The organism is uncultured Novosphingobium sp. (assembly GCF_964277725.1).
GTDB classification, from domain to species: domain Bacteria; phylum Pseudomonadota; class Alphaproteobacteria; order Sphingomonadales; family Sphingomonadaceae; genus Novosphingobium; species Novosphingobium fluoreni.
Genome location: NZ_CAXYKL010000045.1, coordinates 1 through 26509 on the forward strand (window position 1 = coordinate 1; position 26509 = coordinate 26509).

22 protein-coding genes, 2 tRNA genes, 1 pseudogene and 2 riboswitches are annotated in these 26509 nt (G+C 64.4%); of the genes and pseudogenes, 11 read left to right on the top strand and 14 right to left on the bottom strand.

Going from position 1 to position 26509, the window contains the following annotated elements; genetic code table 11:
* A pseudogene (locus tag ACHWRX_RS02675) lies at window positions 1-446 on the bottom strand (glycine cleavage system protein T); the annotation flags it as partial.
* A 34-nt stretch (window positions 447-480) separates the two neighbouring features.
* A riboswitch (glycine riboswitch) is annotated at window positions 481-600 on the bottom strand.
* A gap of 1 nt (window position 601) precedes the next feature.
* Window positions 602-709: riboswitch (glycine riboswitch) on the bottom strand.
* Window positions 710-1024: 315 nt separating this feature from the next.
* Here ACHWRX_RS02675 and ACHWRX_RS02680 point away from each other — a divergent pair.
* Window positions 1025-1456: a hypothetical protein gene (locus ACHWRX_RS02680; protein WP_058738174.1), complete on the top strand. Its 432-nt coding sequence runs from the start codon at window positions 1025-1027 to the stop codon at window positions 1454-1456.
* Between the two features lie 67 nt (window positions 1457-1523).
* On the opposite strand, the gene ACHWRX_RS02685 is transcribed toward ACHWRX_RS02680, so the two are convergent.
* The 7 genes from ACHWRX_RS02685 to tkt all read right to left on the bottom strand — a co-directional run bounded on the left by ACHWRX_RS02685 (window position 1524) and on the right by tkt (window position 9784).
* Entirely contained in the window at window positions 1524-2630 is a 1107-nt protein-coding gene (locus tag ACHWRX_RS02685) for an NADH:flavin oxidoreductase/NADH oxidase (protein ID WP_394657998.1), read from the bottom strand.
* Between the two features lie 196 nt (window positions 2631-2826).
* On the bottom strand, window positions 2827-3738 hold the full coding sequence (locus ACHWRX_RS02690) for a fructose bisphosphate aldolase (protein WP_394657999.1): 912 nt from the start codon (window positions 3736-3738) through the stop codon (window positions 2827-2829).
* 91 nt (window positions 3739-3829) lie between these two features.
* Complete coding sequence (locus ACHWRX_RS02695; RefSeq protein WP_394658000.1) at window positions 3830-4927, bottom strand: acyltransferase family protein; 1098 nt, start codon at window positions 4925-4927, stop codon at window positions 3830-3832.
* A 159-nt stretch (window positions 4928-5086) separates the two neighbouring features.
* Window positions 5087-6286, bottom strand: a complete 1200-nt coding sequence (locus tag ACHWRX_RS02700; protein WP_394658001.1) for a phosphoglycerate kinase — start codon at window positions 6284-6286, stop codon at window positions 5087-5089.
* Window positions 6283-6759, bottom strand: a complete 477-nt coding sequence (locus tag ACHWRX_RS02705; RefSeq protein WP_394658002.1) for an MOSC domain-containing protein — start codon at window positions 6757-6759, stop codon at window positions 6283-6285. Before ACHWRX_RS02705 ends, ACHWRX_RS02700 begins: the two co-directional genes overlap by 4 nt.
* Before the next feature lie 16 nt (window positions 6760-6775).
* Window positions 6776-7783, bottom strand: coding sequence for a type I glyceraldehyde-3-phosphate dehydrogenase (gene gap, locus ACHWRX_RS02710; protein WP_058737592.1), 1008 nt, complete (start codon window positions 7781-7783; stop codon window positions 6776-6778).
* A 15-nt stretch (window positions 7784-7798) separates the two neighbouring features.
* Window positions 7799-9784, bottom strand: coding sequence for a transketolase (gene tkt / locus ACHWRX_RS02715; protein ID WP_394658003.1), 1986 nt, complete (start codon window positions 9782-9784; stop codon window positions 7799-7801).
* A gap of 183 nt (window positions 9785-9967) precedes the next feature.
* On the opposite strand from tkt, the gene ACHWRX_RS02720 reads away from it, so the two are divergent.
* The 4 genes from ACHWRX_RS02720 to ACHWRX_RS02735 all read left to right on the top strand — a co-directional run bounded on the left by ACHWRX_RS02720 (window position 9968) and on the right by ACHWRX_RS02735 (window position 11485).
* Window positions 9968-10168: a hypothetical protein gene (locus ACHWRX_RS02720; protein WP_394658004.1), complete on the top strand. Its 201-nt coding sequence runs from the start codon at window positions 9968-9970 to the stop codon at window positions 10166-10168.
* Window positions 10165-10470, top strand: coding sequence for a cell division protein ZapA (locus ACHWRX_RS02725; RefSeq protein WP_058737595.1), 306 nt, complete (start codon window positions 10165-10167; stop codon window positions 10468-10470). The genes ACHWRX_RS02720 and ACHWRX_RS02725 overlap by 4 nt, the downstream gene beginning before the upstream one ends.
* A gap of 179 nt (window positions 10471-10649) precedes the next feature.
* A complete protein-coding gene (locus ACHWRX_RS02730; protein ID WP_394658005.1) occupies window positions 10650-11270 on the top strand; it encodes a 5-formyltetrahydrofolate cyclo-ligase in 621 nt (206 codons plus the stop codon).
* On the top strand, window positions 11270-11485 hold the full coding sequence (locus tag ACHWRX_RS02735; RefSeq protein WP_058737596.1) for a DUF2842 domain-containing protein: 216 nt from the start codon (window positions 11270-11272) through the stop codon (window positions 11483-11485). Before ACHWRX_RS02730 ends, ACHWRX_RS02735 begins: the two co-directional genes overlap by 1 nt.
* A 171-nt stretch (window positions 11486-11656) precedes the next feature.
* Here ACHWRX_RS02735 and ACHWRX_RS02740 read toward each other — a convergent pair.
* From ACHWRX_RS02740 to thyA, 5 genes are all read right to left on the bottom strand, one after another.
* Window positions 11657-11733 (bottom strand) — tRNA-Asp (locus ACHWRX_RS02740).
* A 150-nt stretch (window positions 11734-11883) separates the two neighbouring features.
* The gene (locus ACHWRX_RS02745; protein ID WP_394658006.1) at window positions 11884-13311 is read right to left on the bottom strand and encodes a dihydrolipoamide acetyltransferase family protein; all 1428 of its coding nucleotides are present in this window, start codon (window positions 13309-13311) and stop codon (window positions 11884-11886) included.
* Window positions 13312-13315: 4 nt separating this feature from the next.
* Window positions 13316-14368, bottom strand: coding sequence for an alpha-ketoacid dehydrogenase subunit beta (locus ACHWRX_RS02750; RefSeq protein WP_394658007.1), 1053 nt, complete (start codon window positions 14366-14368; stop codon window positions 13316-13318).
* Window positions 14368-15681 carry a 3-methyl-2-oxobutanoate dehydrogenase (2-methylpropanoyl-transferring) subunit alpha gene (locus tag ACHWRX_RS02755; protein WP_394658008.1) on the bottom strand — a complete coding sequence of 438 codons (1314 nt, stop codon included), beginning with the start codon at window positions 15679-15681 and terminating at the stop codon, window positions 14368-14370. Before ACHWRX_RS02755 ends, ACHWRX_RS02750 begins: the two co-directional genes overlap by 1 nt.
* A gap of 92 nt (window positions 15682-15773) precedes the next feature.
* Window positions 15774-16715 (bottom strand): thymidylate synthase, encoded by a 942-nt coding sequence (thyA, locus tag ACHWRX_RS02760; protein ID WP_394658009.1) that lies wholly within the window; start codon window positions 16713-16715, stop codon window positions 15774-15776.
* Between the two features lie 145 nt (window positions 16716-16860).
* Between thyA and ACHWRX_RS02765 the strand changes: the two genes are divergently transcribed.
* Together ACHWRX_RS02765 and ACHWRX_RS02770 are read left to right on the top strand one after the other, a co-directional pair.
* Window positions 16861-16937, top strand: a tRNA-Pro gene (locus ACHWRX_RS02765).
* 138 nt (window positions 16938-17075) lie between these two features.
* Window positions 17076-18272 (top strand): diguanylate cyclase, encoded by a 1197-nt coding sequence (locus ACHWRX_RS02770; RefSeq protein ID WP_394658010.1) that lies wholly within the window; start codon window positions 17076-17078, stop codon window positions 18270-18272.
* Window positions 18273-18314: 42 nt separating this feature from the next.
* Here the strand turns inward: ACHWRX_RS02770 and recG are convergent, their stop codons facing one another.
* Window positions 18315-20372: an ATP-dependent DNA helicase RecG gene (recG, locus tag ACHWRX_RS02775; RefSeq protein ID WP_394658011.1), complete on the bottom strand. Its 2058-nt coding sequence runs from the start codon at window positions 20370-20372 to the stop codon at window positions 18315-18317.
* Window positions 20373-20477: 105 nt separating this feature from the next.
* On the opposite strand from recG, the gene ACHWRX_RS02780 reads away from it, so the two are divergent.
* The 4 genes from ACHWRX_RS02780 (at window position 20478) to ACHWRX_RS02795 (ending at window position 26506) form a co-directional block, all read left to right on the top strand.
* The gene (locus ACHWRX_RS02780) at window positions 20478-20900 is read left to right on the top strand and encodes a host attachment protein (RefSeq protein WP_394658012.1); all 423 of its coding nucleotides are present in this window, start codon (window positions 20478-20480) and stop codon (window positions 20898-20900) included.
* A 97-nt stretch (window positions 20901-20997) separates the two neighbouring features.
* The gene (locus ACHWRX_RS02785) at window positions 20998-21285 is read left to right on the top strand and encodes a succinate dehydrogenase assembly factor 2 (protein ID WP_394658013.1); all 288 of its coding nucleotides are present in this window, start codon (window positions 20998-21000) and stop codon (window positions 21283-21285) included.
* Window positions 21286-21398: 113 nt separating this feature from the next.
* A complete protein-coding gene (gene mfd / locus ACHWRX_RS02790) occupies window positions 21399-24887 on the top strand; it encodes a transcription-repair coupling factor (RefSeq protein WP_394658014.1) in 3489 nt (1162 codons plus the stop codon).
* A gap of 101 nt (window positions 24888-24988) precedes the next feature.
* On the top strand, window positions 24989-26506 hold the full coding sequence (locus ACHWRX_RS02795) for an ArnT family glycosyltransferase (RefSeq protein WP_394658015.1): 1518 nt from the start codon (window positions 24989-24991) through the stop codon (window positions 26504-26506).
* Window positions 26507-26509 lie beyond the last annotated feature (3 nt).

Consider the following 26509-nt stretch of genomic DNA (forward strand, 5'->3'; position numbering starts at 1 on the left):
GTATCGGGCAGATGTTCGCGCAGATGCGCCAGATCGTCCCACTTGGTAGCCCCGTTCACGACAAGATAGAACGTGCCGCCGCGGTTGGTGACCATCAGGTCGTCCAGAATGCCGCCATTTTCATCCAGTAACAGCGAGTAGCGCAGACGACCCGGCTTCAGCGCGGAAATCTCGCCCGGGAGCAGTGCTTCCAGAGCCGTGGCGGCGGCGGCTTGGTCGCCGTCTTCGCTCGATATTTCCAGCTGCCCCATGTGGCTGACATCGAACAGGCCTGCATTTTCGCGCGTCCAGAGATGCTCGGCGATGATGCCTTCATATTGCACCGGCATCCAGTACCCGGCGAACTCGACCATGCGGCCGCCCCGCTCGCGATGCCACAAGTCCAGCGGCAGGCGCTGCGTTTCGAGGACGGCTTCCTCATCATCAAAGGAATCGATTTCGCTCAAGGCACAGCTCCGCACAGACTTGGCACACCCAACAGGTGCCCCCTCTGTCACGGAAGCCTGAGAGCTTTCCCCCGGTTCCCGCAAAAAGCGGATCGGGGTTACACCTTCGGCGGCCGCCCCCGCACGGGGATCGGCACTTTCCAGAGTATCGCTATCGACGAAGCGCGGTCCTTTTTGCCTGAGAGTTTCCGGGGCGGTTGCTCCTTCGGCGTCACCAAGACCCGTTTTCGCGAATCGTTGGCGATCTCTCCCGCGCTGTCAGCGAGTGGCCGGAGGGATGCTAGATAGCCTGCGCCAAGTCAACGCGGGCGATGTGACATGTGCGCGCATTCCCTGCCACCGGAACTATTTGGATAATCCGCTTGCCGAACCTACCACATGGTATAGAAAGCCGTTGACAGGCGCGGTTCAGGTTTCTATACCGATAGGTACAGAAGAACGCCGCCGCTCTATCCCCTCGGCATCAACGTCCTTCTTCATCGGCTCCGGCGCCCGCCGTGCCGGAGCGTGTCCTGATGTGCGTTCCGCCATCCCCCCCGCCGGGGCGCACATCAGGGCCTTTTTGGGAGGATTGAGATATGGCATTCGTAAACTTCGCCGATGCCGCTCCTGCGGCTCTACCCATCGCTCACTCGGCGATCTTCGCGATGCGCCGTCCCGAAGCGGTCGAGCCGTACGTCGCGCTGCCGCAGGTCGCGCCGCTCGACGCGCTGGAGCGCCGCGTGATCGAATTGGCTCGGGGCGATGGCATGGAAACACTCAAGCCCCGCCGCAAACGCTCGTGGCTCGCCCGGCTGATCCTGGGACCGCAAGCTCCGTCACCAGTGCTTGCGAACGAGCGGCTGGAGGCGTTGCGCCGCCTGGCCGTACAAGCCTGGCATCACGGCTACACGCTGCCCGCCTCTGCCCTGCACGAAGCCCGCAAGGCGGGCTGGGACGAGCGGCAGATCGGTGCCGTGATCGACATGATCGGCCGCCTGCAGCCTCCCGTCCGGCGCCTCGCCGCCTGACGGCGGACCTGCGCAAACGACGCGGCCCTGATGGGGCGGGCTTCACCACCGAAGCCCGCCCTTTCTCTTATGCTTTGTCGAACAAGTCGCGATACTGGCGCGGCTGAGACCGCAGGTACTGCGGCGGCGCAGTGACCTGCGCACCCAGATGCGCAGCGGCGTGCCACGGCCAGCGGGGGTCGTAGAGAATACCGCGCGCCAGAGCGATCATGTCCGCATCGCCGGTGGCGACGATGGCTTCCGCCTGCTCGAATTCCGTGATGAGACCCACGGCCACTACCGGCATGGTCGTGGCCTGCTTCACCGCGCGGGCGAGCGGCACCTGGTAGTTGGGGCCGACGGGGATCTTCTGCGCCGGATCCAGGCCGCCGCTGGAGATGTGCGCGGCGGCGCAGCCACGCTTTTCCAACTCTCGGACCAAGGCGACAGTCTGCTCGGCATCCCAGCCACCCTCGACCCAGTCGGTGCCGGAAAGGCGCACGGTGACAGGTCGATCCGCCGGAAAGGCAGCCCGCACCGCATCGAACACCTCCAGCGGGAAGCGCATCCGGTTTTCCAAGCTGCCGCCGTACTCGTCTTCTCGATGGTTGGAGAGCGGCGAGAGGAACTGATGCATCAAATAGCCGTGCGCCATGTGCAATTGCACCGCTGCGATATCCAGGCGCGCGGCGCGCCGGGCGGCATCGGCAAAGGCCTGCACCAGCGCCGCGATCTCCGCCTTGTCCAGCGCCAGCGGCGCGGCCTCTCCCTCGGCATAGGGAGCGGGCGACGGCGCACGGGTCTGCCAACCGTTCACGTGATCGGCCGGGATTTGCTTCTCACCCAGCCATGGCACATCCGTGGAAGCCTTGCGTCCGGCGTGCGCCAACTGGATCGCGATCGGCATGTCGGAATAGGAACGCACTGCTTGCAGCGTGCGGGCCATTGCCGCTTCGGTGGCGTCGTCCCAAAGACCGACATCGGCGTAGCTGATGCGCCCTTCGGGCACCACCGCCGTCGCCTCGATCGTCAGCACCGCGGCGCCCGACAGCGCGAGATGGCCGAGGTGGATCGTGTGCCAATCAGTCATGCAGCCATCCACGGCGGAATACTGGCACATCGGGGCGATGACGATGCGGTTGGCAAGCGAGAGACCGCCGACCTCAATCGGCTCGAACAACTTGGGTGAAGGCACGGCGATGCTCCCGGAGAATCCTGCAAAACGGGGACTTGGTATCGCATGAGCCCTCTCACAAGGCGCTGACAGCCGCGCTTATTGGCAAGACGGTTGCATGAAGCGGCAGAGAGGATGAGACGGACCGCCTTAACCCACGAAAAAGGGCGACGCTCCGTTCGAAGCGCCGCCCCCAGATCGGTACTTGAAAGGTCGCTCAGGCTGCGGCTGCAGCCTCGACCTTCTGCGTCGAACCCTGGTAGATTTCGTCGATCGCCTCGCCCAGCGACTTGTCGAACTCGTCGTCGGTCATCTGCGAGCGCAGATCCTGCAGCAGCGCGCGGCTGAAGCTGGCGATGATGCCCTTGTTCTTGGACAGCTCGACGCACGCTTCGGGGCGCTCGTAACCGCCGGAAAGCGCGACGACGCGCAGCACCTTGGGATGCTCCACCAGCGGATCGAACGTGCCGGGCTTCACCGGCAGCGACAGCTTGAGCATCACTTGAACGCCCTCGTCCAAGCCGTCGAGGCCCTTGAGGATTTCCTGAAGCAGGATCGCGTCACACTCGGCGCGGGTCTCGCTCTTGATGTTGATCTCGGGCTCGAGCATCGGCATCATGCCGTGGCTGAGAACCTGCAGGCCGATCTCGAACTGCTGCTTCACGATGGCGGCAATGCCTTCCTGGTTGGCCGAGTTGATCACCGACCGCTCCTTGGTGCCATAGACGCCCAGCGCCTTCGAGCGCTCCAGCAGCGCGTCCAGCTCAGGCATCGGCTTCATCAGCTGCACGCCGTTGGCCTCGTCTTCCAGACCCTTGTCGATCTTGATGAAGGGAACCACGCCCTTCGCAATCAGCGCCTGCGGGGTGGGCACGCCATCGACCTGGCCATCCATGGTGCGCTCAAACAGGATCGCGCCGATCACCTTTTCACCGGTGAACGCGGGCGATGAAATGATGCGGCTGCGCATGTCATGGATCAGGCCGTACATCTCGGCCTCAGTGCTCCACGCGCCCTCCTCGATGCCGTAGCCCTTGAGAGCCTTGGGTGTCGAACCACCGCTTTGGTCAAGTGCCGCGATAAAGCCTTTGCCTGCGGCCATCTTCGCCGTCATGTCGGAGGTCTGCATGATCTTCCCCTGTATTGGATCGCTGAACTTTGGCGACGTCTATCCGCCACCCGCTTTTTTCGCAACTGCGGCAATGGCGGACTGTACCATTTCAGGCGCCCACCGTTTGCCGGCGATTATCCGTCTGGCGCAGCAGCGCTGACAGCTTGCGGCGTAGCGGCAAGTCATACCACCGCACCGCCGCCCAGGACGCGATCAGCATCAGCGCCATGAACAGCGTCGCCGCCGGAATCGGCGTCAGGCCGACATACCGCACCGCCGCACGCATCGGTTCGATGAAGGACCAGTGCACCGCGTAAAGCGCATATGACGTCTCACCAAGGAACGCCGCGGCGGGCGCGATGAAGCGTGCCGGTTCGATCCGGCTGCCCAGGAATACAAGTACTGGCGAGAAGAACAGGATGATCGACAAGTCATAGATGGCGAACCATTCGCGCGGCATCGGCATTGCCAGCAACACGCCGATGGCAAAGATACACGCCACGCCCAGCCAGTGGGCGGGCCGCCCGTGGACAGCACCCCGACCTGGCAGCATCGCGATGATGATCCCCAGCGTGAAGGAGAATGCCGTACGCATCAGCGCGATGCCATATTCCCCCCACAAGGCGCCAATATTGCCCGAGCCGTTGTCCAGAATGATCGGCACCATGCCGATCGCCGCGACAATACAGATCGCCGGCAGGGCAAATCTGGGCAGGCGGAAAATCAGCACGATCAGCGCCAGATTGGCCACCACCTCGAAGAACAAGGACCAGGACGGCACGTTGAAAGGATAAAGCGGCAGCGTTGCCGGCGATGGCAGCATCGCCGCGTTGAACAGCGTGGCATTCAGCAACTTGCTCGCCGCCACCGGACGGTGCGGGTCACCCACCATGAGTTGCTGCACCGCCAGCGCTATACCCAGCAGCAGCCCCAGAAGAAACAGAGGATAGAGCCTGGCGAAGCGCTGCGCCATGAACCGACCGGCACTCAAGCCCGCCCGAAACCGGGGTAAATAGCTGCGATAAAGAACGAAGCCGGACAGCACGAAGAAGAAGTCCACCGCAACGTAGCCATGAGGCATCAGGTAGATATCGAAATGAAACAGCGCGACTGCGATTGCCGCCAGCCCGCGCATCCCGTCCAGAGTGACGTAACGCGCTGGTGGCTGCTCGGTCACGCCGGAGCTGACATCCGGAAAACCCGTCATGAAAGCGTCAACTCTGCGCCAGCTAGCGCCTGATGGTATGGAGGCCTTGGCCCCTGCCCCAGACGTATCGCGCGAAATCGAGGCACGCTGGCGCGAAGCCCGCACCTCTCGACTTCGCCCGCCACAATAAGGGGAAGAGGTTGCATAAGGGAAGAAGGATCAGGCCTCGAGCGCCACGACGCCGGGCAATTCCTTGCCTTCCATCCATTCGAGGAAAGCGCCGCCCGCGGTTGAAATATAGGAAAAGTCCTGCGCCACGCCGGCGTGGTTCAACGCCGCAACGGTATCGCCGCCGCCAGCGACGGAGACCAGCGTTCCCTCATGCGTCAGCGCCGCTGCCGTTTTGGCGAGAGCCACCGTCGCTGCATCGAACGGCTGCATCTCGAACGCACCCAGCGGCCCGTTCCAGACCAGCGTCTTGCAGGTCTTTAGTACGTCGCCCAGCGCCTCGGCAGCCGATGGCCCGGCGTCCAGGATCATCTCGTCCTCGGCCACCTCATGCACGTTGCAGGTGCGCAAGCTGGCCGGGTTTGCCGCGAATTCTTTGGACACGACGACTTCGTACGGAAGATGCACAGTGCAGCCCGACTTGTCGGCCGTTTCCAGGATCTTGTTCGCAGTGTCCGCCAGGTCATGCTCGCACAGCGACTTGCCGACGTTCACGCCTTTGGCGGCGAGGAAGGTGTTCGCCATGCCTCCGCCGATGATCAGGTGATCGACTTGCGTGACGAGGTGCGTCAGCACGTCCAGCTTGGATGAGACCTTGGCCCCGCCGACCACGGCAGCGACCGGCTTCACCGGCTTGCCGAGCGCGGCATCGAGCGCTTTCAGTTCCGCCTCCATCGAGCGTCCGGCATAGGCCGGCAGCACTTTCGCCAAACCCTCGGTCGTCGCATGCGCGCGGTGCGCGGCGGAGAACGCGTCGTTCACGTAGAAGTCGGCGTTTTCGGCCATCGCCTTCGCCAGGTCGGGATCGTTCTTTTCCTCGCCCTTCCAGAACCGCGTGTTCTCCAGGATCGCAATATCGCCAGGACGCAGGATGCCTACGGACTGCTTGACGATGTCACCCGCGATCTCGGGAACGAACATCACTTCCTTGCCCAGCACCTTTTCGACGGCGCCGACGACCATCGAGAGCGATTGTGTCGAGACACGCTCCCCCTTCGGACGGCCAAAATGCGCCAGCAGCAGGACCTTGGCGCCCTTCTGCGACAGTTCCAGTACGGTCGGTGCGGCAGCGCGGATGCGCGTATCGTCAGTGACGCTGCCGTCCTGCATCGGCAGGTTGAGGTCGACACGGACCAGCGCAACTTTACCGTTTACGTCACCAAGATCGTCCAGGGTCTTGAAACTGCTCATCTTTCGATCCTTATTTCATCGCCCACGGCGATCTCGCCGTCCGTCAATACTTTACCCAGAAAACCGCCCCGCCAGTCTGGCAGCAATGCGGCTTTCAGGCCGGGCAGCAATTCTTCCATGCGGCTGCATGGGTCGCATTCCTGCGTGATCTCTATGCGCAAGGTCGCGCCGATCGCCACGATCGTGCCGGCCTCGCGCGGCAGCCGTAGATGTTCGATCAGGAGATTGGCGCGGCGGGCATGCCATGGCAGCCTGTCTCCGGGGCGGACTTGGAGTTCGGCCATCGCCGCGTCCCAGCAATCAGCCTCTATGAGCGAGACTTGCCGGCGCCCCTTGCCGCCCGGTTTCACCGCGCCGCGAAAGTCACCTTGCAAGCCGCCCACGACGGAGACGCTGACGTGATCGATCGGCTCGATAGGTCCGCGCGGCCGTGCATGCCGCGCGATCCCGCCCAATCGTCCCGTCTGCGTCATCCGTTGATCGCGTCGCTTAGATAAGCTTGGCGATCACGCCGGCCGTGTCGACCATGCGGTTGGAGAAGCCCCACTCGTTGTCGTACCACGACAGCACGCGAACCAGCTTGCCTTCAAGCACAGCCGTTTCCAGGCTGTCGATGGTGGACGATGCCGGATCGTGATTGAAGTCGATCGAGACCAGCGGCTCTTCGGTGAACGCCAGCACGCCCTTGAGTTCGCCTTCAGCCGCTTCCTTGAGCAGCTTGTTGACTTCCTCAACCGAAGTGTCGCGGCTGGGCTGGAAGGTCAGGTCGACGACCGAGACGTTCGGGGTCGGCACGCGGATCGACGAACCATCGAGCTTGCCCTTCAGATCAGGCAGGACGAGGCCGACAGCCACGGCGGCGCCAGTGCTGGTGGGGATCATGTTCATCGCCGCAGCGCGGGCGCGGCGCGGGTCTGAATGGATTTGATCCAGGATCTTCTGGTCGTTGGTGTACGAGTGGATCGTAGTCATCAAGCCGCGCTCGATGCCGATCTTCTCGTGCAGGACTTTCGCCATCGGGGCGAGGCAGTTGGTGGTGCACGACGCGTTCGACACGACAAGATGCTCGCCGGTGAGCTGGTCATGGTTGACGCCATAAACCACGGTCAGGTCGACGTTCTTGGCCGGGGCCGAGATCAGCACGCGCTTCGCGCCGGCCGACAGATGCTTGGAGGCGCTGTCCTTGTCGGTGAAGAAGCCGGTGCATTCCAGGGCGATGTCCACGCCATTGGCGGCGTGCGGCAGATTGGCGGGGTCGCGCTCCGCCGTCACCTTGATGCGCTTGCCGTTGATGACGAGATCGTCACCATCGACTTCCACGGTGCCTTCGAAAGCACCGTGAACCGAGTCACGCTTGAAGAGGAGAGCGTTCGCCTTGGCGCTCGCGAGGTCATTGATCGAAACGAGTTCGAGATCGTGGTCGGTCCGCTCCAGGATGGCGCGAGCGACATTGCGCCCGATACGTCCGAAACCGTTGATCGCAACCTTGGTCGCCATGAGAACTTCTCCTTCTTAAGTGCTGATTCTATCCAGAATTTGGGGAACGATCGCATCCGCCGTGAAGCCGAAACGCGCAAACAGGTCCTTGGCGGGAGCCGACGCGCCAAAGCGATCAAGGCCAATGTTGAGGCCGTTGACCATCGTGTAACGCTCCCAACCCCAGGTCACGCCCGCCTCGATCGAGACGCGCAGGATCTGCGACGGGTCGGCATCGGGAAGGAGATCGCGCTTGTAGGCTTGGTCCTGCTGCTCGAACAATTCCAGGCAAGGCGCGGAGATCACGTCTGCACCGATACCCTGGCCTTCCAGTTTCTCGGCCACCTGCAGCGCGATCTGCACTTCCGAGCCGGTCGCCATCAGGATCACCTTGCGGGCGCTTTGCGCGCTCTTGAGGCGATAGGCCCCGCGCGCGGACAGCATGCCGCCTTCGTGGCGCAGCTGCGGCAGGTTCTGGCGGGTCAAGGCCAGCACCGACGGCGTCTTGGGCGATTGCAGAGCCAGCATCCAGCACTCCGCCGTCTCGATCACATCGGCTGGGCGGAACACGTTGAGATTGGGGATCAGCCGCATCGACATGATGTGTTCGATCGGCTGGTGCGTCGGCCCATCCTCACCAAGGCCGATGGAGTCGTGCGTCAACACGTAGACGACGCGCGTTTCCTGCAGCGCCGACATGCGGATGGCGTTGCGGCAATAGTCGGAGAAGATCAGGAACGTGCCGCCGTAGGGGATCACGCCCCCGTGCAGCGCCATACCGTTCATCGCCGCAGCCATGCCGAATTCGCGGATGCCGTAATAGACATAGCGACCGGCATAATCGTCTGCGGTCAACGGAGCCTGGTTCTTGGCCTTGGTGTTGTTCGAGCCGGTGAGATCGGCCGAGCCGCCGATCATCTCGGGGATCGCCGGCACCAGCACGTTCAGCGCGTTTTCAGACGCCTTGCGCGTGGCGATGTTGGCGTCACCCTGCAGCCAGGCATCGAACGCGGCGCGAATATCCGCGTCTTCGGGAAGTTCACCCTTCATGCGGCGCTGCAGTTCCGCTCCTTGCGGATCGGCGGCGGCACGAGCCTCCCACTCCTCACGCGCGGCAACACCGCGGCGACCCGCCTCGCGCCAATCGGCCAGAACGTCTTCAGGAATAACGAAGGCTTCGGACGTCCAGCCCAGGCCCTGGCGGGTCAGCGCGATCTCGTCAGCCCCCAAGGGCGAGCCGTGGACATCGTGACCGCCCTGCTTGTTCGGTGAGCCCTTTCCGATGATCGTGCGGCAAGCGACCAGGGTCGGCTTTTCGGACAGGTCGGCTTCCGCCAGCGCCCGCTCGATGTCCGCGAAGTCGTGACCATCGCACTGGATCACGTCCCAGCCCGAAGCACGATAACGTGCCGGGATATCTTCGGTGGTGGAAAGCGAGGTATCGCCATCGATGGTGATGCGGTTATCATCCCACAGCACTTTGAGGCGGCCCAGCTTCAGCGTGCCGGCTAGGCCGATCGCCTCGTGATTGATGCCTTCCATAAGGCAACCGTCACCCGCGATCACCCAGGTGTTGTGATCAACAAGGTCATCGCCGAAGGTGGCGTTCAAATGACGCTCGGCAGCGGCCATGCCCACGGCCATCGCCAAGCCCTGACCCAGTGGGCCGGTGGTGCATTCGATACCGGGAATCAGGAAATTCTCAGGGTGGCCGGCGCAGACCGAACCCATCTGGCGGAAATTGCGAATATCCTCGATCGCCGGGCTGTCATAACCGGTCAGATAAAGGAGCGAGTAAATCAGCATCGAGCCGTGGCCGGCGGACAGGACGAAACGGTCGCGGTCGGCCCAGTCCGGGCGCGAGGGATCGAAACGCAGGAACTTGCTGAACAGCACCGTGGCGACATCGGCCATCCCCATCGGCATGCCGGGGTGGCCCGAATTGGCTGCCTGCACCGCGTCCATCGACAGCGCACGGATGGCGTTCGCCATCGGCGCGTAGCGGGTGGGATCGAAGCTCATGCAGGTACTCCGCGCAGTCTTTGGTTGGCGAACGCCGATTCGTATTTTCGCGGCCTCCTTCGCGGCTCGGGCCATCCCCGTCAAGGCGCGGCCCGGCGCGTATAGGGCACTGGCGAGGATATTCATTCACAGCTTTCTGCCGCAAATGCTTGTGCCGCCGGGATTGCACGCTAGCCAGAGCGAATGGATGAGGGATCACTCATCGCGTCGCTTGACCGGATCGAGGCTGCCCTCGCCCGCGTCGAGGCGTGCGCGCAGCTTACAGCCGGAGCATCCGCGAAGGCGCCGGACGACGATCTGGAACGCAGGCACGTGGCGCTTCGCGGCAGCGTTCAGGCGGCGCTCGCGCGGTTGGATGCGCTGCTGGACGAGCGGGAAACATGAGCAACGTCCAACTCACGATCGGAGGGCGCGGCTTCACCATCGCCTGCGCCGATGGCGAGGAAGCGCACATCACCCGCCTGGGCGAGATGATCGACGCCATGGTCTCCGAAGGAGGCCTGCGCACCCAGAACGAACCGCGGATGTTGCTCTACGCCTCGCTGATGCTGGCGGACCAGTTGCATGAAGCGTTCCGGCGGCTGGACGCGCAGCCCACGCTCGATCCCTCGGCCGCCCAGCGCCTCGACCAGATCGCGGCCAGGCTGGAAACATTGGCCGCACAAATGGAGCACGCGGCACCTTGAGTGACCGAGTTGCAAGCCCTACATAGGGTTTGACGGGATCTGCCCGGCACGTGCCGTTCGAACATCCCTGAGGCTATAAGTAATCCATATGGGGGCTGTCCCTGGTCGGATCCTGGTCCGGCACACATGGTTCCCACCTGACGTTGACGCGTCAGAGGATTTCTAGGAAACGACCCACGGTGGACCCGTCACCCCCGACCGATCTGAGCGAAGAGAAGACGCGGCTGCGAAAGGCCTTCCGCGCCGCGCGGCGCGAGCATGTGGATGCTCTGCCGCAAACGATGCGCGCGTTGCTGTTTTTGCGACCGCCTGTGCCCGTCGTGCAAAAGATACCTGAGGCGGCGATCGTCGGCCTGTATTTTCCTCATTCCCACGAGGCGCCGGCACTGTCCTACGCACGGTGGTTTCATGAACGCGGGCATTCTGTCGCCCTGCCGCGGTTCGAAAGCCGCGAGGCGGCGATGGCGTTCCATCGCTGGGACAACCCGCTGGACGAGGAAAGCCTGAAGGCCGGACCTTTCGGCATGCCGCAGCCGGACAGTGATACGGATCCGGTCGTTCCTGATGTCCTGTTCATGCCGCTGGTGGCCTTCACTGCAAATGGCCAGCGACTGGGCCAGGGCGGCGGGCATTACGATCGTTGGCTGGAGGCCTATCCCGACACGCTGACCATCGGCCTAGCGTGGGATGCGCAACTCGCGGAAAGCTTGCCACATGAAGCGCATGATCGCCCGCTGAAGATGGTGGTGACGCCGACGCGGCTATACGAAACCCCGGCCTTGCAAGAGAGAGACCGTTGATGCGCGAAGAGCCAACATGGCGGATCCCGGTGGGGATACTGGGCCTGGTGGTCGCGCTGGGGCTATATGGGCTGGCGATCGCCAACCTGCTTGCACCCTGGATCGCCGGGTGGCCGGCTCTGGCGCAGGCGCCGGTTTATCTGGTGCTGGGGATCGTGTGGATCCTACCCTTGCGGCGGTTTCTGATCTGGATGGAAACCGGACGCTGGGGCTGATCCCCGGCCCTTCGCATCGCTTTAATTTTCGTCGGTAACGAACCAAGCTGAGCATTCTGCAGCAGGCGCTGACGCGGCCTGCTTCCGCCCGGCCTGAACGGTCGGAGGGCGGCCCCGGCTAACTTGCCAAGGCCACCCTATCATCCGATAAAATCAGAAAAATTCCCCAAGTGGCGCGAGTGACGGGACTTGAACCCGCGACCTCCGGCGTGACAGGCCGGCGCTCTAACCAACTGAGCTACACCCGCGTTCTAGAACGTTTTTAGGCGTGCACCCCTTGGGGAGCCGCGCCTCTATGGCAGGTGGCGGGGGCTGTCAACACTGCTTTCTCGGCTCTGTCATTTTTCCTGCCGGGCCCCCTAAAATACCACCGCGAATAAGGTGCGGTTAGCGCGGCATTAGCGCGCCAACAGCACCGCCGGAGCCTCTATGAGTTTCTTCAGCGCCTGCGCGAAGCTGGCGGCATCCCAGCCGTCGACGACGCGGTGATCACAACTCATCGAGATATTCATCAGCTTGCGCTTCTCGACCCGCTCCTGCCCGTCCGCACCGCGCACGAACATCGGCCGCTCGACGATGCGGTTGGGACCGATGATCGCGACCTCCGGGCGGTTGATGACAGGCGTCGTCGCCACGCCGCCCATTGGCCCCAGCGAGGTGACCGTGATGGTGGAGCCGGAAAGCTCTGCCGACTTGGCGGTGCCTTCGCGGGCGGCTTGGGCGAGGCGGCCGATCTCGTGCGCCAGTTGCCACAAGTTACGATCCTGCGCGTCCCGAATCACCGGCACCATCAGGCCTGCCGGAGTTTGTGCCGCCATGCCCAGGTGCACCGCGCCGTAGCGGGTCACTACGCCCGCGTCATCGTCGTAATGAGCGTTGAGCATCGGGAACTCGGGGATCAGGCGGCAGATCGCGGTGATCAGGAACGGCAGCATCGTCAGCTTGGCCCGATCCCCCCGGGCTGCATTCAACTGCGCGCGCGCTTCCTCCAAGGCGGTGACGTCGTACTCCTCGACATAGGAAAAGTGCGGGATGCGGCGCTTCGAGGCGGCCATGTTTTCGGCGATGCGACGGCGCAGGCCGATGACGCGCACCTGCTCGTCCGCACCCTTGCGCCCGGCGGGCTGGAAGCCACCTGCGGCGTTGTAGGCCAGGAAGGCATCGAGATCGGCGTGGCGGATGCGGCCATCCTCCGCGGAGCGCACTTCGCCAAGGTCTATGGCCAGATCGGCGGCGCGCTTGCGCACGGCGGGGCTGGCAAGGACTTTGGCGGCGGGGTGTGCTGGCTTTGAGCTACCCTTCCCGTTCGGGTCGAGCGGTGCCGAGACAAGAGGTTCAGGGGTTGCTCGCGGTATCTCGACTTCCGCTGCAGGCGGAAGCTTATCCTGAGCGCCCGCCGTGCGAGCAGACGAAGCGCTCGACACGAACGGGGGTGATGTCTGAATCTGCTCAGCCGCCATGGCGCGATCGGCATCATCGGCGTCGGGGTTTTCGGCCTCGATCCGCTCCTCGACCACCTCGGCCTTTGGCGCGGGAGCAGGCGCGGCAGCAGAAGCCGGAGCCGCCGGAGCTTCCTCCACGTCCCCTTCCGTCTCGATCACCACCAAGGGCGAGCCGATGGCGATCACGTCGCCCTCTGCGCCGGCCACTTCGACGATCTTGCCCGAAACCGGGCTCTCCATCTCTACAGTGGCCTTGTCGGTCATCATGTCGGCCAGGCGGCCGTCTTCCTCGACCATGTCGCCGATCTTGACGTGCCAGGCGACGATTTCAGCCTCGGCGATGCCTTCGCCAATGTCGGGCAAGCGAAATGTGTAACGACCCATTGGATCAGTCCTTCAACAAACGATCGACCGCCTCGCCGATGCGGACGGGACCGGGGAAATACGCCCACTCGAGGCTGTGCGGATAAGGCGTGTCAAAACCGGTGACGCGCTCCACCGGGGCTTCCAGGTGATAGAAGCACCGCTCCTGCACCAGCGCCGACAATTCCGCGCCGAAGCCGGAGGTGCGCGTCGCCTCGTGTATCACCAGGCATTTCCCGGTCTTTTCCACAGAGACTTGCACAGTCTCGATGTCGAGTGGCACCAGGGTGCGCAGGTCGATGATTTCGGCATCGACGCCCTTTTCGGCCAATACCGCCTCGGCAACGTGGATCATCGTGCCGTAAGCCAGCACGGTCAGCGCCGAGCCTTCCCGCACCACGCGCGCCTTGCCCAGCGGGATCTTGTAGTACCCTTCGGGCACCTTGCCGCCGGGATGGCTCTTCCAGGTTTTGGAGGGGTTGTCGTAATAGCCGTCGAACGGACCGTTGTAGATGCGCTTGGGCTCGAAGAAGACGACCGGGTCATTGTCCTCGATCGCGGCGATCAGCAGGCCCTTGGCATCGTGCGGGGTGGCCGGGATCACAGTCTTCAGGCCCGCGACGTGGGTGAACAGCGCCTCCGGGCTCTGGCTGTGCGTCTGCCCGCCGAAAATCCCGCCGCCGAACGGAGAGCGGATCGTGATCGGCGCGGTGAACTCGCCGGCAGAGCGATAGCGCAGCCGGGCCGCCTCGGACACCAGCTGGTCGAGGCCGGGATAGATGTAGTCTGCGAACTGGATTTCCGGCACCGGGCGCAGGCCATAGGCGGCCATGCCCACCGCCGCGCCGATGATGCCGCATTCGTTGATCGGCGAATCGAACACGCGGTTCTTGCCGAACTTGCTCTGCAGCCCGGCGGTGGCGCGAAACACGCCGCCGAAATAGCCCACGTCCTCACCCATGATGACGATATCGGGATCGCGGGCCATCATGATGTCGAGCGCTTCGTTGATCGCCTCGATCATGTTGAGCGGGCGCGAAGGTGCATCGTGCAGGCTGACGGGTTCTTCCTCGATCATCAGCGTGTCTCCCCGTCTTCTTTCCATTCGGGCCATTTGGTCCGCCGCTCGCGAATGGCCTGCTCGGCCTGCTCCTCAAGATGCCAGGGCAGTTCCTCGAACACGTCCTCGAACATCGTGTGGAACGGGTGATGGAGGCCGTGGCCGAGGATGCCGTTCTTCTCGGCCTCCTTGGTGGCGGCCTTCACCTGCTCCGCCAGTTCGCGATCCATCGCGGCCTGCTGCTCTTCAGACCATTCGCCCAGCGCGATAAGGTGGTGCATCAGCCGCGCGATCGGATCGCCCAGTGGCCACTCCTGCCGCTCCTGCGCGGAACGATAGGCGCTGGGATCGTCGGAGGTGGAATGCCCCTCGGCGCGATAGGTGAAGTGCTCGATCAGGGTTGGCCCGCCATTCGCCCGCGCCCGGTCCGCGGCCCAGCGCGTGGCGGCATAGACCGCCAGCGCATCGTTGCCGTCAACGCGAAGCCCGGCGATGCCATAGCCCTCCGCCCGTGCCGCGAAAGTGGCGCGCTCAGCCCCTGCAAAGCCGGAGAAGCTGGAAATCGCCCACTGGTTGTTGACGACGTTCAGCACCACCGGCGCGTTGTAAACGGTGGCGAAGGTCATCGCCGCGTGGAAGTCTCCTTCGGCGCTGGAACCCTCACCGATGAAGGCGGTGGCGATACGGGTGTCGCCCTTGATCGCGCTGGCCATCGCCCAGCCCACCGCCTGCGGGAACTGCGTGGCGAGATTGCCGGAGATCGTGAAGAAGCCATAATCGCGCGCCGAATACATGATCGGCAACTGGCGGCCCTTCAGCTTGTCCGCCCGGTTGGAATAGATCTGGTTGACCATCTCCAGCAGCGGATAATCGCGCGCGATCAGCACGCCTTGCTGGCGATAGCTGGGAAACACCATGTCCTGTCGATCGAGGGCATAGGCGCTGGCGACCGAGGTCGCCTCTTCGCCGGTACACTTCATGTAGAAGCTGGTCTTGCCCTGGCGCTGGCTGCGGTAGAGCCGATCGTCGAACGCCCGCGTCAGCGCCATCGTGCGCAGCATCCGGCGCAGCGTCTCCGCGTCAAGCTTGGGGTCCCACGGCCCGACGGCGCGGTGGTCCTCATCCAGCACGCGGATCAGATCGACGCACAAGGGCTTCGTTTCCGACGCCGGGCATGTCTCATCCGGGCGGGGTTGCGCACCGGCCGGTGGGATATCGATGTGCGAGTAATCGACGGTATCGCCTGGCCGAAAGCGCGGCTCGGGCACATGCAGTTGCAGTGGCGGCAGATTGCCGCGTGGCGGTGCCGAGTTGGAGCCGCTATCGGCCATTTCGCATCTCCCGCGCTTGCCCAGGAGACACGGCACCTGAGAAGCATTGTTCTAAGATGCGGTCATAATATTGCGCGCTTCCGCAATGTCAATCAGACCGCGACAGGTGCCGCGATGTGTTCCTGGGGTGCATATCCGCTCACCGTCATGTCTTCGATCCGATAGTCGAAGATCGAGGCGGGGCGCCGGTTGAAGGTCAATCTCCCCTCTCCTGCCGGGATCCGGGAAAGCTGTTCTTCCACCAGAGCCGCGTGATTGAGATACAGGTGCACGTCGGCTCCTGTCCAAACGACTTCGCCCGGCTCCAGGTTGCATTGCTGCGCCAGCATCCGCGTCAGCAGCGCCAGCGACCACATGTTGAAGGCAAAGCCCAGCCCCAGGTCGCAGCTGCGCTGAAACAGCATGCCGAAAAGCCGCCCGTTGGCGACGTGAAACTGATAAGTCTTGTGGCACGGCGGCAGCGCCATCGCGTCCAGCTCCGCCACGTTCCACCCTTCGATGATATGGCGGCGGCTGCCGGGGTTGTGCTGGAGGCTCTCGACCAACTGCGCGATCTGGTTGACGCCGGGGCCTTGCTTGTACAGCCCTTCGCCCACCGGCTGGTACGTCGGCCAGTCGACCCACTGCTTGCCGTAAACCGGGCCAAGGTCGCCCCAGCGCTCAGCAAAGTCCGCATCCTCCACGATCCGGCGGGAAAAGGCCGCCCGCTCGATCGGCTCACCGGTTTCGCGGCGATAACGGTCCAGCGGCCAGTCAGTCCAGATTTCCACCCCTTGCGCGCACAGGGCGCGGATGTTGGTGTCTCCCGTTAGGAACCACAGCAGTTCGCGCGTGGCTGTTTTCCAGTAGACGCGCTTGGTGGTCAGCAGCGGCATTGCGCCATCGGCCAAATTGAAGCGGATCGTCTCGCCAAACAGTGATCGCGTGCCGACGCCGGTGCGGTCCACCCGCTCGTCGCCCTCTTCCCAAATGCGGCGCATCAGGTCCAGGTACTGCCACTCCCAGTGGCGCGAGCGGTCGTTAGCATCAGCCATCCGCGTTGATTAGGCCCGCCACACCGACGTGCCAAGCCGACGCGGAGAAAAGCACACAGAGTTGTCGCTGCCCGCTTGCCCTCCCCCCAATCGCTCTCTATAGGCGCGCTCCTGCCTCGAGCCGACGCAAGTCGGCACGATCGGTCGGGGAGTAGCTCAGCCTGGTAGAGCACTGTCTTCGGGAGGCAGGGGCCGGAGGTTCGAATCCTCTCTCCCCGACCATTTCATTTTTTTGCTGGTGGTTGCGTTTGCTGGGCTTCGCGACGGTGGCCCTTGGGGCCCGCGAACATCATTACCCGTTCTTAATCACACTCTAAGCATTTCCGGCTAGTTCTGTGCCCGTAGCAGGGGTGGATCGGCATGAATGTTCCGGAGATGCTCGTCCGGCGGGTGGATGAGTTAAATGGCAAGGCGCGCTTTTTCGTTGCCGCCGTGGCGGTGATGGGCCTGTTGCTGATCGGTTCTTCCATCGTCGCATGGCAATCGAGCAAGGAGCAGAAAAGGCTCGACGCCGCCTACACCCAGACGTTGCGCGTGCTGCGCACCACGGCGACCGTCAAGGTGGCGACACTGGAAACCTTGCGGGGTGAACGCGGCTTCCTGCTGACCGGCCGCCCCGCCGAACTGCAACCATACTTTGCCGGTCGCCGCGAACTGGCCCGCAGTCTCGACGAACTCGATCGCTACGTGCCCGAATCGAACGGCCATGATGCGATGTACGATCTGCGGCACAGCGCCGGTGAATTCCTGCTCCATGTGGACGAGGTGGTCCGCCTCACCCGAGCCGGTCAGATCGACCGCGCACGGCTGGCAGTGCAGCGTAGCGCGGTGGGCGATGTGATCGCCGCGATCGATCGCACGTCAGACGTGGTGATCGCCGAGGAGCGCGCGCGGCTGGACGATTTGCAGGACAATGCGGCGCGCGTGATGAAGACGCTGCTGCGGTTCGTCTATCTCACCTCCTTCGCCGGCCTGTGCCTGCTGGCCCTGGCCGTGGTCGCCGCGATCGCCTTGCGCCGCTCGTTCCAGCGCGAGAAGGCCTATCAGGCCGAGCTGCGCAAGCGTGCCGAAACCGACGAGTTGACCGGCGTTTCCAACCGGCGCGAACTGCTCAGCTATCTGGAAACCCGCATGGCCGAAGCGCGTCGACTGGGCACGCCCCTGTCGTTCGCCATGTTCGACATCGACAACTTCAAGCGCGTCAATGACACGCACGGCCATGGCGTGGGAGACGAGGCCATTCGGCACGTCGTGTTCAATGCGCAGGCCACGGTGCGCATCAATGATCGGATCGGACGCATGGGCGGCGAAGAATTCGGGATCGTCCTGCCCAAGTCCTCCGAAGAAAACGCCTACATGGTGTGCGAACGCATGCGCGCGCGGCTGCGAGGCAATCCGTTTGCGCTGGACGACACATCGGTGCTGCTGGTCACGATCAGCACCGGCATCGCCAGCCTGACGGCGGACGATGACGCAGCCAGCTTGATCGAACGAGCGGACAAGGCGCTTTACGAAGCGAAACGCAGCGGACGCGACGTGGTGAAGCTGGCGGCCTGAAGCTGGCTTTTCCCCCTTGATCTATTTCCTAATCAAGGCCGCTCAACCACCCCGCAGCAGTTGCACACCCCAATCGCGTTCGAACAGATAGAGCAACAACCGGGCCGCTTCTCCGCGGGGGCCGGACAGGCCGCCGTCGCGCTCGATCAGCAGCCGCGCGTCGTCATGGGCGATCGGCAGCAGTCTCTGGATCTGCTCCAGCGTCGCCACGCGAAACGGCGTGTCGCCTGACTGGCGCGTGCCGAGCAGTTCGCCGCCGCCGCGCAGTTCCAGGTCTTCCTCCGCCAGACGAAAGCCGTCCTGCGTCTCGCGCATCAAGGCCAGCCGCTTGCGACCGGTCTCCGAAAGCTCGGCACTGCGCAGCAGCAGGCAGACTGACTTTTCCGATCCGCGCCCCACGCGCCCGCGCAGCTGGTGCAACTGCGCCAGGCCAAAGCGCTCGGCCTGCTCGATCACCATCAGCGTGGCGTTGGGCACGTCCACGCCCACCTCGATCACCGTGGTCGCCACCAGCAGCTTGGCCGCGCCGGAGGAAAACCGCTCCATCGCGGCGTCCTTCTGTTCGGGCCGGAGCTGTCCGTGAACCAGCACGACGTCATCTCCGAATCGCAGTTTAAGCGCTGCAAAGCGCGCCTCGGCGGCGGCGAGATCGTCACCCTCGCTTTCGCGCACCATCGGGCAGACCCAATAGGCCTGGCCGCCCCCTTCCAGATGGCGAGCAAGCGCACCGGCCACATCGTCCATCCGGTCGATCGCGATGACGCGGGTGTCGATCGCCTGTCGTCCCGGCGGCAGTTCGTCCAGGCGCGAGACGTCCATCTCGCCATATTGCGCCAAGGTCAGCGTGCGCGGGATCGGCGTTGCGGTCATCGCCAGGAAGTGCGGGGCACGCCGCCCCTTGCGCGCCAGCAGCAGGCGCTGGCTGACGCCGAAGCGATGCTGCTCGTCGATCACCGCCAATGCCAGGTTCTTGTAGGCCACCGCCTCCTGAAAGATCGCATGGGTGCCGACCAGAATGTCGATCGAGCCGTCCAGCAGCCCCATCAGGATCGATTCGCGGGCCCGGCCTTTGTCCCGCCCGGTCAGCAGGGCGATCTCCACCCCGGTGCCCTGCACCATGCGCATCAGCGTTTCGTGATGCTGGCGCGCGAGGATCTCGGTCGGCGCAAGCATGGCCGCCTGCGCGCCGGCCTCCACCGCGATCAGCATGGCAGTGAGCGCCACAACCGTCTTGCCCGAGCCGACATCACCCTGCAGCAGCCGCAGCATCGGCGCGGATTGCGCCAGATCGCCCTCGATCTCCGCGATCGAGCGTTGCTGCGCCCCGGTCAGCGCGAAAGGCAGGCTCAGCTTGGATCGCAAGCGCCCGTCACCCACCAGCGCCAGCCCCTTCTGCGTCCGGTTGCTGGCACGCACCAGCATCAGCGCCAGACCGTTGGCCAGCAGTTCGTCATAGGCCAGCCGATCACGCGCCAGGGGATTGGGGCCGCGATGCGCGAGTTCCAGCGCCTCGCGCCAGGCCGGCCAGCCCATCCGCTCTACCAGGCCCGGCTCGCACCACTCCGGCAAGTCCGGCACCGGCTTCAGCGCCTGGCCGACCAGCCCCGTTATCCGGCCCAGCGTCATTCCTTCCGACAGACCATAGACCGGCTCGCGCACTTGCCCTGCCAAGGCAGAGGCTGCTTCGGCGATATGGTCTGGGTGGACCATCTGCAACATCTGGCCATACTGGTCGAGCCGCCCGGCGATCCACCGCTTCTCCCCCACCGGCAGCGCTTTCTTGGCGGCATAGGAGGCGCGGCCGAAATAGCTGATCGCGCAAACGTTGCCGCGCGCATCTTCCGCCAGCACGCGGAATGGCCCCCGTCCCGTGGACGAGCGATGCTCTCGCACCGTCAGCGCGACGATGATGTTCTCCCCCACCGTGGCCTCATCCAGATCAGCAACGGCATGCCGCTCCACGAAGCGCTCGGGCAGATGGTAGATCAGGTCACGCACGCGCGTGAGGCCCAGCTTTTCCAGCGGGCGCATCAGCTTGGGGCCGACGCCTTCCAGCGCCTGCGCTTCGACGAACAGGGGATTGAGTGCCTCGGGCCGCATGGCGCGCCTTCTAGCCCGCTAACGGACCGTTTCGCCAGTCGCCTCGGAACAGCCGGGTGTAAAGGATCGTTGCGGCTGCACGTTTGTCATAGAAAAGGAGAAGCCATGTCGCTGCCCAAGGGAACCGCCATCGCCGTTGTCGACGGAACCAAGTTCGAATTGTACCGCAACACCGGCACCGAAGCAGAACCCAAGCTGGGCGCGGTCGAGACGCCGGAACTGGAACTGACCAACTTCAGCGCCGGCGCACGCATCAACGATGGCGGCGCAAGGCATTCGGCCCGGACCGGAGACGGCAGCAACGATTCGGTGGATGAAAGCGCGCACGCCATCGCCGTGGCGGATTGGTTGAACCACCAGGTGCTGACCAACAAGATCGAAAGCCTTGTGATCATCGCGGATCCCAAATCGTTGGGAGAGATGCGCAAGCGCTATCACAAGCAGCTGGAAGCCGTGCTGAAAAAGGAACTGTCCAAGACGCTGACCGGGCGCCCGGCAGGCGACATCATGAAGGCGCTGGAAGACTGAACCGCGTGCGTCGCTCCGGGGTTTTCTCGGCGCGACGCGCAGGTGCAGCCTCCTCATCCCCTTGTCCCTCCCTGCACGTTGGCTTACCTCGCACCCCATGTCTTCACCGAACCCCGGCCCCGAGCTTCCGCCCCGCCTCGCCCGCATCCGCTTCCGCGCCTGGCACCGTGGTACGCGGGAGGCGGACTACATGATCGGCTGCTTCTTCGATCGCTTCCACCAGGATTGGTCGGAGGAAGACGTGCTGTGGTTCGAGGATCTGCTGGAAGAGGATGACGTTCACGTGATGGCCTGGGCGCTCAAGACCGAGCCGGTGCCGGAACGCTATGCCGGCGCTCTGATGGAGCAGATGCAGCAACTGGATTACGTTGATATTCCCAGGTGAGCGCATCGGGCTGACTTAGCCGAGCCAGCTTGCCAACCAGAACACTTGCCGAACGCAGCCCTCCCGCTTATCGGGTCGGCGCATGCCCCGCCCTCGCCGATTTCCCAGCAGTCATGCCTGATATCCAACGCATCCTCACCGCGTCCGCGCCGCTGACCCTGTCCTCCGTGGTGCGCGGGGCGCAGCCGCTTGTCATGGCGGACCTCGCGCGGGCGGCGGCATCCAAGGGCAAGGGCGGCCGCGCCGTCTTCGTCGCGACGGCGGAGGCGGAGATGCGCGCGGTGGCAGAAGCCGCCTCGTTCTTCGCGCCCGAGTTGGACGTGATCGAGTTTCCAGCGTGGGACTGCCTGCCTTACGATCGCGCCAGCCCCGCCTTGTCGGTCAGCGCGCGTCGGTTGTCGGCGCTGCATCGCTTGCAGGCTAAGCGCGAGGGGCCGCAGCTTCTCGTCACCACCGTCAATGCCCTGCTGCAACGGGTGCTGACGCCGTTCCGCATCCGCGAATCCGTGCGGCTGCTGATGCCGGGGCTGGAGATCGGGCATGAAAGCCTGATCGGCCTGCTGCGCCGCCAGGGCTATCAGCGCACCGACACCGCTATCGACGCGGGCGAGTTCGCGGTGCGCGGCTCAATCTTCGATATCGTGCCCTCGGGGCTTGATGCGGGCCTGAGGCTCGACTTCTTCGGCGATGAGCTGGAAACGCTCCGCCTGTTCGACACGTCCACCCAGCGATCGACAGGTCCGATCGACGGCCACCTGCTGCTCCCCGCCAGCGAAGCGCTGATGGATGAGGACACGGTGAAGCGTTTCCGTGCCCGCTATCGCGAAAAGTTCGGCGCGAACGCCACGGCTGATCCGCTCTACATGGCGGTCAGCGAAGGCCGCCGCCTTGCCGGCATGGAACACTGGCTGCCGCTGTTCGAAGACAAGCTGGTAACGCTGTTCGATCACCTCTCGAAAGACGATGTGGTGGTGTTCGACAGCGCGGCCCAAAGCGCGGGCGAAGAACGGTTGAAGGACATCGAGGACTATCACAAGTCCCGCCTCGATACCTCAGGCCAGAAGGCGGGCAGCTATCGCCCGCTGGCGCCGGACACGCTCTACCTTACTTCCGCCGAGTACGAGGATTGCGCCGCGAAATGGCCGGTCCACCGCGCCGATCCCTTCGCCCAGCCCGAAAGCGCCAAGGTGCTGGATTTCGGTTTCAGCAACGCCCGCGATTTCGCCCCCGAACGCGCGCGGGGTGACAACGCCTACGAAGCTGCCGCCAAACACCTCCACGCTATCGCCAAGTCGGGCAAGAAGGCGCTGTTGGCCGCCTATTCCACCGGCAGCCGTGCGCGCATCGCCTCGATCTTGGGCGAAGCCATGGCGCCGGAACCGGCGATGGCGGGCAACTGGCAGGATGCGCTGGGCAAGGCAAGCAAGAGCCGCCCCGCCGCGCTGGTGTTGCCGCTGGAAACCGGCTTCGCGAACGACGAACTGGAGATCATCACCGAGCAGGATATCCTGGGTGACCGGCTGGTCCGCCGCAAGAAGAAGAAAAAGGATTCCGACGCCTTCCTCGCCGAACTGGCGGCGCTGACGCCCGGCGACTTCGTGGTCCACATGGATCATGGCATCGGCCGCTACGAGAGGCTGCAGTCGATCCCGGTGGGCAAGAGCCCGCACGACTGCGTGATGCTCACCTACGCAGGCGGCGACAAGCTCTACATCCCGGTCGAGAATCTGGACGTGCTTTCGCGCTACGGCTCGGAAAGCGACGGCGTCGCGCTGGACAAGCTGGGCGGCGAAGGCTGGCAACGGCGCAAGGCCCGCCTCAAGGAACGCATCCGCGAAATCGCGGACGAATTGATGAAGACCGCCGCCGAGCGTGCGCTGCGCCATGCGCCCGTCTTCGAAGTGGAAAGCTCTTCCTTCAATCAGTTCGTCGATCGCTTCCCCTGGCAGGAGACCGACGACCAGGAACGCGCGATTGAGGACGTGCTGGGCGATTTGTCCGAAGGCAAGCCGATGGACCGTCTGGTTTGCGGCGACGTCGGCTTCGGCAAGACCGAAGTCGCCTTGCGCGCCGCATTCGTGGCGGCGATGGCCGGGCATCAGGTGGCGGTTGTCGCGCCGACGACGCTGCTGGCGCGCCAGCACTACACCGGCTTTTCGGATCGCTTCGGCGGCTTCCCGCTCAACGTCGGCCGCCTCTCCCGCCTCGTCACCGACAAGGAGGCGCGCCTTACGCGTGAAGGGCTGGCGAACGGCACCGTCGATGTCGTGGTGGGCACCCATGCCCTGCTGTCGAAGTCGGTCACGTTCAAGAACCTGGGTCTCGTCATCGTCGATGAGGAGCAGCGCTTTGGCGTCACCCACAAGGAAAAGCTGAAGCAGTTGCGCAGCGACGTGCACATGCTGACGCTTACCGCCACGCCGATCCCGCGCACGCTGCAGATGGCGATGAGCGGCCTGCGCGAACTTTCCACCATCCAGACCCCGCCGGTCGACCGCCTCGCGGTGCGGACCTACGTGATGGAATGGGACGACATGGTGATGCGCGAGGCGCTGCTGCGCGAACATCATCGCGGCGGGCAAAGCTTCATCGTCGTGCCGCGCATCTCGGACATGGCCGAGGTCGAAGAATGGCTCGCCAAGCATGTACCCGAAATCAAGCCGATCGCCGCCCACGGGCAGATGAGCCCCACCGAGGTCGAGGAACGCATGAGTGCGTTCTATGAGGGCAAGTACGAGGTGCTGCTCTCCACCACCATCGTAGAGAGCGGGCTGGATATTCCGCGCGCCAACACGATCATCATTCACCGCGCCGACCGCTTCGGCCTGGCCCAGCTCTATCAGTTGCGCGGCCGTGTGGGCCGATCGAAGCTGCGGGCCTATGCCTACCTGACGACGCCGGCCAATCGCGCCTTGTCCGAGGTCGCGGAAAAGCGGCTCAAGGTGCTGGGTGATCTGGACAGCCTGGGCGCAGGGTTCCAGCTGGCCAGCCACGATCTCGACATTCGCGGCGCGGGCAACCTGCTGGGCGACGAACAATCTGGCCATATCCGCGAAGTCGGCTTCGAGCTCTACCAGTCGATGCTGGAGGACGCGATCCTGATGGCGCGCGCGGGCGGCGCTGCGCTGGAAAAGAGCAACGCCGGACTTTCACCGCAAATCACGGTCGATGCGCCGATCCTGATCCCGGAAGATTACGTGCCGGATCTCGCCGTGCGCATGGCGCTTTACCGTCGCCTCAACGATGCCGACAGCACGGCCGAGATCGAGTCGATGTCGGCGGAAATGATCGACCGTTTCGGCCCGCTGCCCGATCCCACCGCCAATCTCGTCCGCCTGATCGAGATCAAGCGCCAGGCGATCGACGCGCATATCGCCAAGATCGACGTCGGCGCGCGTGGCTCGCTGGTCAGCTTCCACAACGATGCCTTCCCCAACCCCGCCGGCCTGATCGCTTATGCCGAGCGGCTTGAAGGCACGATCAAGCTGCGCCCGGACAACAAGCTGGTGATCACGCGCGTCTGGGGCGATCCCAAGGCGCGGCTGAACGGGCTGTACCAACTGACCAAGGGCCTGAGCCAGATCGCGCGCAAGGCGGCGTAGAGGGGCCCGCGCGCCCCATTCCCACGCCTCGTAGCTGGCAGCAAACGTCGACCCGCCCAAGCTTACCCAATCGCAAGCAATCCTCCTTAAACCCTGCGCGCATGGCCACGCTTGCCCCCCGCACCAGAGACAGCATCGCTCCCGCCCGCTGGTCTTTCGCGCTTTCCACCCCCGCCGCCATTGCGATCATCGCCGTGGCGACGCTGCTGTTCCGCCTGGGCAGCCTGTTCCCGGAACAGATCGACTGGGACGAATGGAGCTTCATCCTGATGGGGGCGGACGTGGCGCACGGGCACTTGCCGTTCGTTCACCAGTTCGACCTGAAGCCGCCGCTGATCTTCTTCCTGTTCGGCGGCGTGATCGCGCTGGTCGGCAAGAGCTTGCTGGCGATCCGACTGCTTGGCACGGCCTGCGTCATCGCCGCCTCCAGCCTTGTGTACGTCACCTGCCGCCGCCCTGCCGGGAGATGGCCAGCCTTGGCCGGGGCCATGATCTGCGCCGTGCTGGCCTCTGCACCGTTCGGCCTCTCGACCAGTTCGGAATTGCCGGCGATCGTTTTCCTGAGCGGAGCGGCGTGGTGTCTTTCCCGCTCTCCGGTTTCGGCACGCGATGCCGCCATCGCCGGTCTGCTGATCGCGCTGGCCGTGCTGACGCGCACCAACCTGGCGCTTGTGGCTCTCGTGGTGGGTCTTGCCCTTCTCGCCGCCGCCATGCTGGCCCCGGCCCATGTCGCGCGCCGCTCCTGGCTGGCCTATGGCGTGGCGGGCGCGATCCCGCCGCTGCTGCTGGCCTTGATCTACGCCGCCGCCGGGGAGCTGGCGACATTGAAGCTCGCGATGATCGACGTTCCGCTGGCTTACTCGGGCCAGCTGGGCATGGGTGAAGTCGCGCGCGAACATGCGATGCAGTTCTACTACACCGCCCAGCGCGCACCGCTGCTGTATGGGTCTCCTTTGCTGCTGGCGCTGGCCGGCCTCGGGAGCGCGCTATCGGCCCTGCTGCGTCGGGAGAGGCGATGGGCGGAAGTGATGTTCCTGACCCTGGCCGCCGCGACGACCGGCTCGCTGCTGATCGGCGGCGCGGCTTACCCGCATTACTGGCTGCAACTGATGCCGTTCCTCGGCATCTTCGTAGCCCTTGGCGTCAGCGCGCTGACCAGATGGACCGCTGCCTTGCGATGGGCCGTGCTGGCGCTTGTCGGCCTGCCCGTGGCGGTATCGATTGCCGCGGCGCTACCCGAGGCGCATCGCACGCCGCGCCTGATAGCGCAAGCCGCCGCCTACATCCGCCAGACCGGCGGCGCGAACCCGACGATCTGGGCCTGGCACAAGCATCTGATCCACTGGTATCTCGATGCGCCGCAGCTCTCGCGCGCCGGGGTCCACCCGGACAATCTGGCGCGCCGCGCAATCATCGATACCCTGGCGCGCCATCGCTACGTAGGGCCGGACGAGGTCGGACGATTGATGGCGCTGCGTCCGCAATTCGTGATCACCGATGCGGGCGGCAAAGGCCTCGGCTGGATGCGTGCGGATGGCCGACCGGTGGACGCGTGGCTTGCGGCGAACTATCGGCTGGGCCGCCAATTCGGTGACGTTCTGGTCTACCGCCGCCGCTGACGG